The 14,140-nt window shown below is 75.8% G+C and carries 10 protein-coding genes; all 10 read right to left on the bottom strand.

Annotation, left to right across the window (positions count from 1 at the left end; translation table 11 throughout):
* Window positions 1–397 precede the first annotated feature (397 nt).
* The 10 genes from FH969_RS02030 to FH969_RS01985 all read right to left on the bottom strand — a co-directional run bounded on the left by FH969_RS02030 (window position 398) and on the right by FH969_RS01985 (window position 14,138).
* Window positions 398–1,786, bottom strand: a complete 1,389-nt coding sequence (locus tag FH969_RS02030; RefSeq protein ID WP_376783473.1) for an NAD-dependent malic enzyme — start codon at window positions 1,784–1,786, stop codon at window positions 398–400.
* Between the two features lie 126 nt (window positions 1,787–1,912).
* Complete coding sequence (locus FH969_RS02025; protein WP_139985754.1) at window positions 1,913–2,941, bottom strand: double zinc ribbon and FHA domain-containing protein; 1,029 nt, start codon at window positions 2,939–2,941, stop codon at window positions 1,913–1,915.
* 7 nt (window positions 2,942–2,948) lie between these two features.
* Window positions 2,949–4,241 carry a VWA domain-containing protein gene (locus tag FH969_RS02020; protein ID WP_108718333.1) on the bottom strand — a complete coding sequence of 431 codons (1,293 nt, stop codon included), beginning with the start codon at window positions 4,239–4,241 and terminating at the stop codon, window positions 2,949–2,951.
* A gap of 108 nt (window positions 4,242–4,349) precedes the next feature.
* The gene (locus tag FH969_RS02015; RefSeq protein WP_139985752.1) at window positions 4,350–6,059 is read right to left on the bottom strand and encodes a PP2C family protein-serine/threonine phosphatase; all 1,710 of its coding nucleotides are present in this window, start codon (window positions 6,057–6,059) and stop codon (window positions 4,350–4,352) included.
* Entirely contained in the window at window positions 6,044–8,452 is a 2,409-nt protein-coding gene (locus FH969_RS02010) for a serine/threonine-protein kinase (RefSeq protein ID WP_139985750.1), read from the bottom strand. The genes FH969_RS02015 and FH969_RS02010 overlap by 16 nt, the downstream gene beginning before the upstream one ends.
* A complete protein-coding gene (locus FH969_RS02005; RefSeq protein ID WP_234417849.1) occupies window positions 8,449–9,594 on the bottom strand; it encodes a hypothetical protein in 1,146 nt (381 codons plus the stop codon). Before FH969_RS02005 ends, FH969_RS02010 begins: the two co-directional genes overlap by 4 nt.
* Complete coding sequence (locus FH969_RS02000) at window positions 9,591–10,625, bottom strand: glutamate ABC transporter substrate-binding protein (RefSeq protein ID WP_108718336.1); 1,035 nt, start codon at window positions 10,623–10,625, stop codon at window positions 9,591–9,593. The genes FH969_RS02005 and FH969_RS02000 overlap by 4 nt, the downstream gene beginning before the upstream one ends.
* Window positions 10,622–11,998, bottom strand: a complete 1,377-nt coding sequence (locus FH969_RS01995; RefSeq protein WP_139985748.1) for a hypothetical protein — start codon at window positions 11,996–11,998, stop codon at window positions 10,622–10,624. The genes FH969_RS02000 and FH969_RS01995 overlap by 4 nt, the downstream gene beginning before the upstream one ends.
* Window positions 11,995–13,647 (bottom strand): AAA family ATPase, encoded by a 1,653-nt coding sequence (locus tag FH969_RS15390; protein WP_218975234.1) that lies wholly within the window; start codon window positions 13,645–13,647, stop codon window positions 11,995–11,997. Before FH969_RS15390 ends, FH969_RS01995 begins: the two co-directional genes overlap by 4 nt.
* A complete protein-coding gene (locus FH969_RS01985) occupies window positions 13,644–14,138 on the bottom strand; it encodes a hypothetical protein (protein WP_108718338.1) in 495 nt (164 codons plus the stop codon). The genes FH969_RS15390 and FH969_RS01985 overlap by 4 nt, the downstream gene beginning before the upstream one ends.
* Window positions 14,139–14,140: the final 2 nt, after the last annotated feature.

Raw genomic sequence — 14,140 nt, 5'->3', positions numbered from 1 at the left:
GGGGTCGACGCCGTCGGGCAGGTCGGGGCCGGGCTCGGGTGAGGCGGCGCGCTCGGCGGGGTCGACGCCGTCGGGCAGGTCGGGGACGAGGACCACCCGGGTGCGGTCGACGCGCGCGACGCGCCAGCGCGGCGAGACGGGGTCGGACATGGCATCGACGCTACGAGCGCCGTCCAGCCATTTGCCCGGCCCCACCCCGTTCGCGAGGTGATCTTCGTCCTTTCCCGAGAGGAAGTTCGTCCTTTCCCGAGAGGAAGTCGGTCGCGCCGCGAGACGACCGAAAACCTCTCGGAAAAGGACGGAGAACCTCTCGGAAAAGGACGGAGAACCTCTCGCGAAAGGACGAAGAACCTCTCGCGAACGGGGGGCGGGGGTCAGCGGGCGCGCCGGACGCAGGTCAGCGGGCCTGCTCAGCCGCGCGGCGGACCGCCTCGGCCACCGTCTCGTGCACCTCGGGGTGGAACACGCTCGGGATGACGTACGTCGGGTTGAGCTCCTCCGGCGTCACGACCGCCGCGAGCGCCCGCGCCGCCGCGAGCAGCATCTCGTCGTTCACCGTGTTGGAGCGCGCGTCGAGCAGCCCGCGGAAGACGCCGGGGAACGCGAGCACGTTGTTGATCTGGTTGGCGAAGTCGCTGCGCCCCGACGCCACGACCGCGGCGTGCCGGGCCGCGATGGCGGGGTCGATCTCGGGCGTCGGGTTGGCCAGCGCGAACACGATCGCGTTCGGCGCCATGGCCTGGACGTCCTCCTCGCGCAGGATGTTGGGCGCGGAGACGCCCACGAACACGTCGGCTCCGACGATGGCGTCGGCGAGCGTCCCGGTCAGGCCGCGCGCGTTCGTCCGCTCGGCGATCCAGCGCAGGGACTCGTGCATCCCGGGCCGACCGTCGTAGATGATCCCCTCGACGTCGACCACCGTCGCGTGCTTCACCCCGGCCGCGAGCATCATCCGCAGCACCGCCGACCCGGCCGCCCCGGCGCCGGACAGCACCACGCGGACCTCGCCGATGTCCTTGCCCACCACCGTGAGCGCGTTGAGCAGCGCCGCCGTCGCGACGATGCCCGTGCCGTGCTGGTCGTCGTGGAACACCGGGATGTCCAGCTCCGCACGCAGCCGCCGCTCGACCTCGAAGCACCGCGGCGCCGAGATGTCCTCGAGGTTGATGCCCGCGAACACCGGCGCGACGTTCTTCACGGTCGCGATGATCTCCTCGACGTCCTGGGTGTCCAGGCACAGCGGGAACGCGTCGATCTCGGCGAACCGCTTGAACAGCGCGGCCTTGCCCTCCATCACCGGCAGCGCCCCGAGCGGCCCGATGTTGCCGAGCCCGAGCACCGCGGAGCCGTCGGAGACCACAGCGATCGTGTTGCGCTTGATGGTGAGCCGTCGCGCGTCCTCGGGGTGGTCGGCGACCTGCCGGGACACCCGAGCAACGCCCGGCGTGTAGACGAGGGAGAGGTCGTCACGGTGCCGGATCGGTACGCGGGACTCGATCGTCAGCTTGCCGCCCAGGTGCGCGAGGAAGACGCGGTCGGAGACGCGTCCGATCGTGACGCCGTCGATCGCGCGCAGCGCGTCGACGATCCGCGCCGCGTCGGCCTCGCCGCCGGTGGCAATCGTGAGGTCGACCTGGAGCCGGTCCGTCTCTGACCCGGAGACGTCGACGGCGGTCACCAGCCCGTCCTCCTGCTCCACCACCGTCGTCAGGGTGGAGACGACGCTCGGGCGGGACGGCAGCTCGAGGCGGACCGTGATCGAGTAGCTGACGCTGGGGGTGCTCACGCGTGGCTCCATCGGTAGGCGTGCCGCGGGGTGCCTGACCCCGCCCCTGCGGAGGCTACCCCTTCACGGGCGCGCGGGACGGTCCGACGCGTTCTGGTCGTAGCGGTCGGGCCGGCGTTCGCCGACTCAGACCTCGCCCGGCAGCGCGCGGCGCACCACGATGCGGGTCCACCCGCCCACGAAGATCCGGCTGCCCTCGTCGATCTCGCGGCGCTCCCCCGGCGGCAGCGGCGTCACCGGCAGCGGCTCGCCGACCGGGCTGACGTACGTGCCGTTCGCGGACTGCAGGTCCTCGACCCACCAGCGCTGCCCGTCCGACGTGAGCTGGCAGTGCCGCCGGGACACCCCGGTGTCGGCGCCGCAGTCGAGGTCCGGGTGGATGCCGCGCGAGCGCGAGGGCCGCCCCACGAGCAGGGTCGCGAGCCGCAGCGGGACGAGCGTCGGCATCCCGACGCTCGGCATGGGGTCCTCCGGCTGCTGCTCGGCGTACCAGTCCGGGTCGATCCAGATCTCCGCCACCCACGCGTCCGCGAGCGCCGGCGCGGCCGGCGTGAACGGGACGCCCGACGGCGAGCCCCCCGTCGCAGCCTCGCTCGCCTCGGGTGCGACGTGGGCCGCCGCGGGGTCGGGGTCGGAGGAGGGGTCAGCGCCCGGCTCGGCCGGTCCGCCGTCGCCTCCGCCGCCGCCCTCGCCCTCGGGGGCACCGCCGTCCCCGGTCGATGCGGGCTCACCCTCAGCAGCACCCGGCGCACTCGCCGCCGCAGCGGCCGGGTCGGCTCCCGGGTCCGGCTCGCCCGCCGCCGCCGCCGGACTTCCGCTCGCCGTCGCGCCCGGGCCGGAGGCCTGCCCCGGCGCACCCACGGGCGAGCCGAGGTCGAGCAGACCGCCGGACGCGACGCCATCGGGCGGGGTCAACGGCTGGGGCGCCGTGCCCGTGGTGAAGTCGTAGCCACAGTTCTCGCAGAACAGGGCGCCGGCGGCGGCCGTCGCCCCGCAGTTCGGGCACGCCTGACCCGCGCTCGCCCCGGCGGGTGCGGATGCGGCAGGAGCGACCGGGGCCGGCGACGGCGAGGCCGCCGAAGCGATCGGCTCACCGCACGTGTCGCAGTAGTCGGTGGCCTCCGACAGGTGTCCGTTCGGACAGACGGCGCTCATCGGACCCTCACTTCCGCACGCGGGTGGTCTTCGTGGAGCCCGTGTCGAGCGCCATCTCGTCGAGGCGGGAGGCCTCGCGGCGCAGCCGCACGGTGCCACGCTCCGGATCGTCGATCTCGACGACGCGGCGCAGCCGCGAGGTGGCCTCGTCGTTGCCGGTCTGCTGCGCGAGCTGGACGGCGCGGCCGAGCTTCACGGTTGCCGTCGCCTCGTCGCCCGCCGCCTTGGCCGCGAGACCCTCCTGGATCACCGAGGCGAGCTCGGCCTGGCCCGTGTAGTGCGCGACCTCGGGGCTGATCCGCGCCGTGAGCGACGGGTCGGCTGACCACGTGGCCTTGACCAGTCCGGACGCGGCGACTTGGCCGCCCACCACGACCTGCACGCGCGCCACAAGCTGCTCCGCGCCGAGCGGGCGGGACGGCACGCGGACCGCGACGTGGTACTCGCGCTCCTCGTCGCCCCACGCGCCGGTCGGGTAGTCGCCGGTCAGCGGGTTCACCACGATCCGGCGCGCGGTGAGGTCCTCGAGCGTGGGCGCGACCTGGCGCACGAACAGCAGCTGGGCGCCCTGCGGCGCCCAGACGCGTAGCTGCGCGTCGTTCACGGTGCGCGCCATCGAGGCGCGCATGAGCCGCTCGAAGTCGGCGGGGATACCCGACGGGTCGGCGATGAGGTCGACGGTGCCGAGCAGCGCGGTCGCGATCTGCCGCACCTCCTCGACGATCCACCGGTCGCCCACGCCGCGCGCGTCGCACTGGAAGTGACCCTGCACCGCGGCGATCGCCCGCTGCAGGTTGCCGGCCGGCTCCGACTCGTTCTTGCCGTCGGTGAGGAGGATCGCGTGCTTGCGCACTCCCGCGGGAACGGTCGCGAAGATCTGGTCCGCGAGCATGAGCCACGAACTCATCGCGGTGCCGCCCGTCGCGGTGACCCGCTCGATGGCGCGCTTGGCCTCGGCCCGCGCGGCCGGCTCCATCCGCACGATCTGCACGGGTGCGTTGGGGTAGGGGAACACCCGCGTGGCGACGTGGCTGCCCGCGACGATCGCGAACCACGTGCCGTCCACGATCTGGTCCACCGCGACCGACGCGGCGTACTTGGCGGACTGCAGGTTGCGCCCGGACATCGAGCCCGAGCTGTCGAAGATGATGATCTCCGCAGCGCCGGCGCCCGTCGCGCCGTAGTCCCCCGCGGCGCCCGAGCCGGAGCCCGACGCCGTCACGGAGACGATCGCGTGGACGTCCGTGGCCCCCTCGGGCACGTACTGGTTGGAGAAGACCTCAGCGCTGAACGTCGCCATCGTGCTCCCTCACCTGCTCCTTCGTCGGCCCGCCCAGCCTAGTCGGGCCCACCCACGGGGTCTCGCTCGAGGCCGGTGCGGGGGTCGCCCTCGGGGTCGCCGACGGTGTCATCGCCCGAGCCGCGCGAGCGCGGCCGTCACGTTGTCCCGCCCGCCCTGGCCGTTCGCCCACCGCACGAGCGCCGCGGCCGACTCGGTCGGGTCGCCCTGCGCCTCCTGCACGCTCTGGCGCACGAGCGCCGCGAGCGGTTCCGGCTCGGAGCAGTAGTTCCACAGCCCGTCGCTGCACAGCAGCAGCCAGCCCGGGTCGGCGACCTCCAGCAGCGTGGTGCCGGCCGCGAGGTCCGGAGCGTCCGCGCCGAGCCACCGCGTGATCGCGTGGGCGTGCCGCGCGGCCTCCGCCTCGGCGCGTGGCATGCCGAGCGCGATCATCTCGGCGGCCCACGAGTGGTCGTTCGTGAGCCGCACCGGCGTACCGGCGTCGGGGAACCAGTACGCGCGCGAGTCCCCGAGCCAGGCGACGGCCACCACCGGTCCCTCGACCACCGCGGCGACGTACGTGCACGACGGCGAGTCCTCCCCCCCCGTCGCGGCTCCCGTCAGCGCGGCGTCGGCCCCGGCGGCGTCTGCTCCCTCGGCGGCGTCCGCCCCGGCGGCGGAGCCCTGCTGCGCAGCGCCGTGCGCCGCGGCCCCGCCCGTCGCGACCACGGCGGTGTTCGCGGTGACGGCCGCCCGCGCGACGGCGTCGAGGAGCTGCTGCTCGCGCTCCGGGCCCGGCGTCCGGTCCAGCTGCGCGAGCAGCTCGGTCGCCGCGGCCTCGCACGCGGCGAGGCTGGCGACGTCGGAGTCCCGCGCCGACGACACGCCGTCGCACACCACGAGCACCGCCCCGCCGCCGCTCACGGCGAGCGCCATCGCGTCCTCGTTCCGCGTGTGCACGACCCCGCGGTCGCAGACTCCGCCCAGCCACGGCGCAGGGGCGCTGCGGAAGTGGTCGCGCGGCAGGGCCGCGCGCTCGCCGCACTCGAGGCAGTAGCCGTCCGAGGCAATGGTCCCCCCGCAGCGCGAGCACTCGCGCACGCCGGGGCCGAGCGTCGCCGTCGGGTCGTGCCCGACGGCGGGCGCCGCCGCTGCAGTCGGCGCGCCCGGGGCGGGGGGTGCGCCGGCGGCGGCCGGGTCGCCCACCGGGTAGGCGACGGCGTGGCCCCCGGCCGCGGAGCCAGGCGTCCCGAACGGGGAGGCCCCGGCCAGACCCTCCGGGTTCGACCCCGGCGTCCCGAACGGCGCCGGTGCGGCCTCGCCCGCGGCGCCGCCCGGGTCGTCCGGGGTCTGGGCGCCGACCGGGTCGGTCGCGGGCGTCGCCGGTGCGGCGGGGCCCGCCGGCGCGGCGGACGCCTGGCCGCCGGCGGGCGGGACCGCGCTCGCGCGCAGCGGCGTGCCGCACGCCTCGCAGAAGCTGTCCGTCGCCGGGCCGAGCGCACCGCACACGGGACACGCCAGCGACGGAACGTTCGCCGTCGCGCCGTCGGTGTCCGCACTCGCGGCCGGCTCACCGGGCTCGCCCGGCTCACCAGGCTCATCCGGCGCCGCGGCCGGCTCACCGGGCTCGCCCGGCGCCGCGGCAGGCTCATCCGTCGTGGCCGCGACGATCCCCGGCGCAGGCTCGCCCGCGCCGGCGGCGATGCCACCCGCCGCCGGCTCGGCCCCCGCGGCCCCGCCGCCGGGCGCCCCCTCGCCCGGCCGCACCGCGCCGCGCGCGGGCAGCGCCTGGGTCGGCTGCTCGTCCTGCCCCGACTCCGTCGTCATGTCCTCGTCCACGGTCGCACCTCGTTCGCTCGGTCGACGAGCGCCACGCGCTCGCCCTCGTCGTCGGCCAGCCTCGCGCGGACCCGGTACGCGCGCTCGAGCGCGAGCCGCAGAGGGCGCTCCTGCGCGAGCACACCGCCGGCGCCCCCGAGTCCCACGGCCGAGGGCTGAGCCTTCCGGCCCCTCCCGCCCGCGCCACCAGCACCACCCGAGCCACCCGAGCCGCCACCGGACGCCCCGGCCCCGTCCAGCACGAGCGCCAGCGCGGTCGAGTACGCCGCGATCTCGAGGTCGGCGCGCTGCTCGGGCTCGATCGGAACACCCTTGATGCTGGTCAGCGCGTCGTCGACGCCGGCCAGCGAGCTCGCCGTGCTCACGAGCACGCCGGCCCGACGCGCCCGCGCCACGGGGTAGGACGCGCGGGTGCGGGCCACGAGGTCGAGCGCGCGCAGCGTGCCGTCCACGTCCTGGCGACGCGCGCGGATCCGGGCGAGCCCGAACGCGCACGGCGCGGTGTAGTTCGCGTCCGACCGCGCGCACACCACGTAGAGCTGCTCGGCCACGTCGAGCTCACCGCTCAGCTCGCAGGTCGTGGCGAGCGCGAGCTTGGGTGCGAGCTCGCCGGGCACCTGGCCGTACACCGCGTTGAAGGACGCGCGGGCGGCCACGGGGCTGGCGGCCGCGAGCTCGTGCAGGCCCTGCAGCCACAGGGCGCGCCACTCCCACGGGTCCTCGGCAAGCACCTCGGCGATGCCCTGCTCCGCGAGCGAGGGCTGGCCGGCCTGGATCGCGGCGTGGATCCGCGCGAGGCGCACCTCGACGGTGTCCTGCGCCGCGCCCCGCAGCGCCTGCAGCCGGCCCACCGGGTCGGTCACCCCGGCGAGCCAGGTCGCCATCGGGTCGCCCGGGTCGACCTTGAGCGCAGGCAGCTCGCTCCACGCGAGCGGCGCGTCCACGGCGTCCACGAGCGGCGCCTCGAAGTGCGGCGACGCGGCAGAGAACAGCGCCGGGCTGCCCGGGCCGCGGTCGGTCGCGACCACCTCGCGCAGCACGCCGAGCACCTGGGAGCGCAGCTCGTCCACGCTCGCGAACCGGTCGGACGGGTCCAGCGCGCACGCCTTCGCCACGAGCCGGTAGAAGGAGTCGTAGGTCTGGAACACCGGGGTGTCCGCGACCGACGGCAGCGACGCCGCGAAGGTCGAGGTGTTGCCGCGGAAGTCGAGCACGAGCGTCACGAGCGTGCGACCGATCGTGTAGATGTCCGAGGCGACCGACGGCCCGTCGGTCGGCACCTCGGGCGCCTGGTACCCGACGGTGCCGAAGATCGCCGAGGTCTCGTCGGTCGCGCGCCGCACGCCGCCGAGGTCGATGAGCTTGAGTCCCTCGCCCTGCTGGATCACGTTGTCGGGCTTGAAGTCGCAGTAGAGCAGCCCGTGGTCGTGCAGGTACGCGAACGCGGGCAGGATCTCGAGGATGTAGGCCAGCGCCTGGTCCACCGGAAGCGGGTCGACGACGCCCCCCTTGGCCGCGCGGCGCTCCTCGAGGATCTCGCGCAGCGACTTGCCGCCGACGAACTCCATGACCGTGTAGCCCGCACCCTCGTGCATCACGAAGTTGTAGATCTCGACGATCAGCGGGTGCTCGACCTCGGCGAGGAACTCGCGTTCGGCGATCGCCGCCTCGTACGCGTCCCGGTCGCCCGAGTTCAGCAGGCCCTTGAGCACGACGAACCGACCCGAGACGTTGCGGTCGCGTGCGAGGTAGATCCACCCGAGGCCGCCGTGCGCGAGCGCGCCGACCACCTCGTACTGGCCGCCGAGCAGGTCGCCGGCCTTGAGCTGCGGCTCGAAGTCGAACCGCGCTCCGCAGTGGGGGCAGAACCCCTGGGTGCGGCCGGGCACGCCGTCGCGCGAGCGCCCGACGGCGGTCCCGCAGCTCGGGCAGAACCGCTTGCGCTCGGCCACCTCGGGTCGGGCGAGGACCGCCTTGAGCGGGTCCTCGACGGGCGTCGCCGGCACGGACGTGAGGCCCGCGCCGATGCGCTGCGTCCGCAGCCGCGTCGAGGTGGTGCCGAGCCGGCGCGTGACGCGCGACCCGCGGGCCGACCCGACGGCGGCGCTCGCGAGCCGCGTCGAGGACGACGCCGCGAAGCGGGTCGAGCCCGGGGCGACCTCGGCGGGGGTGTGCCGGCTCGCCGGCCCGCTCGGGGGCGCCGAACCCGCCGAGCCCGCCCCCGCGACACCCGTGCCGAGCGCCGCGGAACCGGCCGCCCGGTGGGTCGCCAGGCCTGTCTGCCCCCCGGCCGGGTCCTGCGCCGGCATGCCGCACACGTTGCAGTAGCCGTCCTCCAGGACACCGGTGCACCCGGGCTGGGTGCACCGCTCACCGGTCACTGGTGCGGTCATCGGGACCTCCCGTGCTTCAGCGGCGCCGTGACGACGTCGGCCAGGTCGACGAGGTCCTCGGCGAGGGTGACGTCGCAGGGCGAGGCGGCGACGGCGTCGCTCGCCTCGGCCAGCGCGGCGCGGACGGTGGGCGAGGCGTCCCGCCCGTTGCCCGCGGCGCGCTCGGTGAGCCGCGCGAGCCGGAACCGCAGCGAGGCCCGCGTGCGCAGCGGCGTGGTGTAGGCGTCCTCGACGGTGTCCATGGCGCGGGCCACCGCCTCGAGCCGTGTGAGGTAGGCCGCGAGCGCCTCGGCCTCGGTGGGCACGTCGCCGAGCCGGGACACGTCCGGCACGGCGAGCCGCGGGGGCGTGGCGATCTCGCGTCGGCACCGCTCCACGAGCTCGGCCAGCCCGGCCTCCCGGGCCTCGAGCTGCTGCGCGAGCGACGTGGCCCGTGCGTGGTCGCGCTGCGCCTCGTGCCGCCGGGCCGCGGCGACGATCGCGTCACGCTCGACGCGCGCCGACGCCACCTCGAGCTCGCCGAGCGGACCGGTCACGTCGGCGCCGCGGGTCGAGTCGGCCGTCACGCGCTCCCACGCACCGCGGACGCGCGCGACCGCCTCGGCCTCGGGCTCGCCGTCGCGCACGAGGTCGCCGCTGCGCACGAGGCTCGCGCGCACGGCCCGCAGGCGCGCGGTGACGTCGGCCTGGTCGGGGTCGAACGCCAGCCGCGTGCGCAGCTGGCGCACGAGCGCGTCGGCGAGCGTGGTGGCCTCGGCGAGCGAGACCGTGCTGGTCGCGGCCGTCGGGTCGCCCGGGACGGGCGCGCCGTCGAGGCGGCCCCAGATCACCCGGGACATCCGCTCGCGGGCGAGCGCATCGGCGCGACCCGAGTCCCACAGCGTGCGCAGCTCCTCCGCGCGGCTGCGCACCGACTCCCACATCGACATCGCCAGCACCACGTCCCCGGTCACCGCCTGCGCGTCCCGGGCGGCCTGCGCGGCGCGGTCCAGGCGGTCCAGCTCGGTGCGGCGGTCCTCGAGCCAGCGGTGCAGCGCGACCTGGTAGTCCAGGAGCGCCTGCTGCCCGATCGACTCGCCGAGGCGGCCGGGCGGGACCGGCGCCGGGACCGGTTCGGGGGCGCGCAGCGGCGGCGCGGTCACGGCGTCCGCCCGTACACGGGCGTCGGCGCCCCGGTCCCGGCGCCCAGCGCGGGGGCGAGCCACCGGTCGTAGGAGGCCTGCCAGCGACCGTCCGCCACGCGCTGCGCGAGCACCGCGTTGACGAACTGCACGAGGTCGACGTCGTCGGCCGCGATCCCCACGCCGTACGGCTCGGCGCTGATGGCGGCGCCGACCACGCTCGCGTACGGGTCCTGCGCCGCGAACCCCGCCAGGATCGTGTCGTCGCCCGTGATGGCGTCGACCTGACCCTGCTGGAACAGCGCGAGGCACTCGGTGTGGGTCGCGGCGGGGACCGCCTCGACGTCGTACTCCTCCAGCCGGGTGAGTGTGGTGGTGCCCGACGGCGCACACACCCGGGTGTCCGGCGCCAGGTCGTCGAACCCCTGGACCGGGGAGTCCGCGCTCACGAGCAGCTTCTGGCCCGCCTGGAAGTACACGGCGGAGAACGCGATCTCCGCCCAGCGGGCGCACGTCACCGAGAACGTCCGCGCCACCACGTCCACGGTGCCGTCCTGGAGCGCCTGGAGCCGCTGGCCGGAGGTGATGACCCGGTACTGGACGTGGTCGGGGTCGCCGAAGATCGCCGTCGAGATGTCGCGCACGACGTCGATGTCGAACCCCTCGATGGCGCCCGTGAACGGGTTGCGCGCGCCCATGAGCAGCGTGTCGGCCGAGACTCCGGCGATGAGCTGACCGCGGTCGGCGATCTCGGCCATGGTGCTGCCCGACGGCATCGCGCCCGCGGCGGGCAGCGTGGCGAGCGGGTCGTAGGACTGCGTCGGGTCCGCGCACTCCGCGGGCGCGGCCGTGGTGGGCGCCGTCGTCGGCTCGGCCGACGCCGTCGCCGTGGGCTCGGGGGTGCGGCCGAGGTCGGACTGGCCGTCCGGACCCGAGCACGCCGCCGTCACCGCGAGGAGCGCGAGGGCAGCCAGCCCCGCGAGGGCGCGGCGCGAGCGGCCGGCGCGGCGACCGCGGACCCGGTCCGCCCGGTCGAAGGTCGTGCGGCTCATCGGTACTCCTCCAGCCGTCGGCCGATACCTCGCCAGCACAGCACCGCCGAGACGAGCCCGGCGACGGCGAGCACGACGCCCATCACGCCGGTCTGCCACTGCGCCGAGCGCAGGCTGTGGTCGGTGGCGTCGGAGAACGCGGTGACCTGCGCGTCGGCCGCCGTGACGAAAGCGTCGTAGGCCGCGCTCGGGGAGTCCTCGGCGCGGCTCGTGGCGAGCGCGACGGCGCCGTTCCAGTCCCCGCCGTCGTCCAGCGCGCGGATCTGTGCGTGCTGCTCCACCCAGGCGTCCAGCAGTGCGACGAGGTCGGTGTCGCCGTCGCCGGCCGCCTCCGCGGCGCGCTCGAGGTCCGCCCGGGCCTGCTCGGTCGCGGCGACGAACTGCTCCTGGTAGGCACCGCCCGATCCGCGGCGGATGAGGGTGAACGCCTCGTCCGAGCGCGCCTCGCCCGCCAGCGACAACGCCTGGGACACCGCGAGCGACCCCTGGTAGCTCGACGTGCGGGTGTCTCGCGCGGTCGACGCCGTGCTCGACGCGACGACCGTCCCCACCACCGTGGCGAGCAGCAGCACGAGGGTCCCCACGAGCGTCGGCACGTTGATCACACGCCGGCTCCGGCGCGCCAGCCAGATCTGCACGACGACGAGCACGGCGAGCAGCGCGAACGAGAGCCAGGCGAGGGCGACGACGCCCCCGACCGCGTTGAAGTCCCGCGCCGTCGCGTCCGCCGTGGTGCTCACGACGGTGTCGATCGGCGCGAGCACGCCCGACGCGAGGCCGCGGGACGCCTGGCCGAGGTAGGCGGCGCCGACCGGGAAGCCCTGCCGGTTGTTCGCGCGTGCCTGCTCCACCAGCCCCGCGTACACGGCGACGTCGCTCGAGGCGCCGGCGAGGAGGTGCTCCGGGTCGTCCGGGGTGTCGCCGAGGGCCGCGAGGCCGGCGGCGCCGTCCGCGAGCGAGGCGTCGTAGGTGGCGCGCAGGTCGGCGGGCTCGAGACCGCCGATGAGGAAGGCGTTGGTGACGGTGCCGTCGGCCGTGACGAGGTTCCCGCGCGTGTCCAGGAGCGCGACCACGCGTTGCCCGCGCTCGGCGACGGCGCCGAGCAGGCGGGACTGCTGCAGCCCGATCGTCAGGCCGAGTGCCCCGACGAGCACCGAGGCCAGCACGGCCACAGCGATCGCGAGCCGGAGCCGGGAGGGCGTGTTCGAGGGAGCCAGGCGGCGCTTCACGCGCTGCTGACCCTGCCGGCCCTGCTGACCCTGCGCGCCGCGCGGCGCCTGCGGGCTCGGCTGCGCCGGCCGTCCGCTCGGCGGCGCCGCTGCGGACGCGCCGACGGGGCCGCCGGGTCGGGGCGGGACGGCGGACCTCGTCATGCGTCCTCCTCGGGCGCGCGGGTGGTCGGGTCGGCAGGGTCGCTGGACTCCTCGGCCGCGTCGGCGACGTCTCCGGGCGAGGCGGGCTCGCCGTCGGGCGCGGGGTCGAGCAGCGCGAGCACGTCCTCGACGTCCTCCTGCGCGGGGTCGACGAGGTCCTCCGGCAGCAGCTCCTGGAGCTGCTCGACCGTCGGCTCCGCGACGTCCTTGAGGCGCCAGGCGTGCCGGCCGATCGCGGCGTCGAGGAGGTTGCGGACGAACCGGGCGTTGCCGAACCCGGACGTCCGCGGCTGCACCGCGACGATCTCCGCCACGCGCGTGAGGCACTCGGGCGTGGGCAGGAAGTCCGCCTTCTCGGCCATCGAGGAGAAGATCGAGCGCAGCTCGTCGTCGGAGTAGTCCTCGAACGTGATGGTCGTCGCGAACCGCGACTCCAGCCCGGGATTCGCCGCGATGAACTCGGCCATCGGCGCGGGGTAGCCCGCGACGATGACGACGAGGTCGTCGCGGTGGTCCTCCATGTCCTTGACCAGCGTGTTCACGGCCTCCTGGCCGTAGGCGTCCGGGCCGGTGCCGCCCTCGGTGAGCGCGTACGCCTCGTCGATGAACAGCACGCCGCCGACGGCGGAGCTCACCACCGCGGTCGTCTTCGCCGCGGTCTGGCCCAGGTAGCCGGCGACCAGCTCGGACCGGTCCACCTCGACGAGGTGTCCCTTCGACAGCAGCCCGATCGCGCGGTAGAGGCCCGACAGGAGGCGCGCGACCGTCGTCTTGCCCGTGCCCGGGTTGCCGACGAACACGAGGTGACGCGTGAGGGTCGGCTTCGTGAGCCCGGCCTCGGTGCGCAGCTTCTCCACCCTGAGCAGCTCGATCTGGCGCTTGACCTGGTCCTTCGCGCGGCCCAGGCCGATGAGCGCGTCGAGCTCGGCCATGAGCTCGGCGAGCGTCTTCTCGGGAACGGGCGCCGGCTCGGCGGCCGCGGCGGCCTGCCCCTGGCCGACCGCGGCCGGGGCGGCCGTGCCCGACGGCGAGCCCGGCACCGCGGTCGTCCCCGGGCTGGCGGGGGCGGGTACGCCGTCCGGGCCCGTCGGTGAGCCCAGCCGCAGCGCCTCGAGGATCTGCTGGACGTCCGGCACGCCGGAGATGTCGAGACGAGGCGCCGGGAAGGCGACCGGTGCGTCCGGCGGAGCGAGCGTGAGCGTGCCGAGCTCGTCCGACGCGAGCGCACCGCGCTGCGCGGCCGCCGCCTCGATCGCGGCTCGCGCGGCGAGCGGACCCGCGGACCCGAGGGTGGCCGCGGCGGCCGCGACGTCGCCGAGCGCGTCCGCGTACTCGGCCGCGTGCCCCGCGGCGTCCCCGCCCGCGAGGACGAGCGCGGTCAGCGCGTCGGTGGGGGCGGACCGCCACCGACGACCCGCGGCGGCGGCCTCGAAGAAGAGGGTGGTCGGCGCTCCCGCGCGGTGCGTCTCGGCGAGCCAGGAGGCGCTCGCCCCCGGCGTCGACTCGGCGACGGCGGCGGCCAGCCGCTCGGCCTCGTCCCGCACCAGCGCCTCGGGCAGCCCGGCGCGCACCCCCGTCGCCACGGCGGCCTCGACCGCGTGGGCGAGCGACGCCGTCGGACCCGTGCCGCCCCCTGCTCCCGCACTCACTCCAGGCTCCCCTTCCCGAACTTGTCCGCGAGGAAGTCCCCGTGCGCGATGAGCGCGTTGGCGTCCTGCCGCGACATCGCGTCGGAGATCTGACCGAGCGTGACGGCGAGCAGGTCGAGCTGGTCGCACAGCAGCATCAGCGAGGTCTTCCCGTTCGAGACCACGCGCCGATCGGCGAAGTCGCGCGGCAGCCGCAGGTAGGAGTCGACCGCCTCGGGCAGGTAGCTCGTGGCCGTCGCGACGACGGTGTGCGCCTCCCGGCTCGCGACGCCCATCCGGTCCAGTCGGGGCACCATCTCCCCCACGCGGACGGCGATCCGGTGCACGCGCGCCGTCACCGCGGCGGGCGCGGAACCCGCGATGCGCTCCTCCACGGCCTCCACCGACGCGAGGATCTCGGCCGAGGTGGGCGGCGCCGGCGGCGTCTCGACCGGCTGTGCCGGGCGCTCGCGCCCGGACATCCGCGCCACGACGTCGTCGAACCAGCCCACGG

Source organism: Miniimonas arenae (assembly GCF_006351005.1).
In the GTDB taxonomy this organism is placed as follows: Bacteria; Actinomycetota; Actinomycetes; order Actinomycetales; family Beutenbergiaceae; genus Miniimonas; species Miniimonas arenae.
The sequence above is the reverse complement of the archived record's forward strand: the minus strand, read 5'-3'. Positions and strand labels throughout refer to the sequence as shown.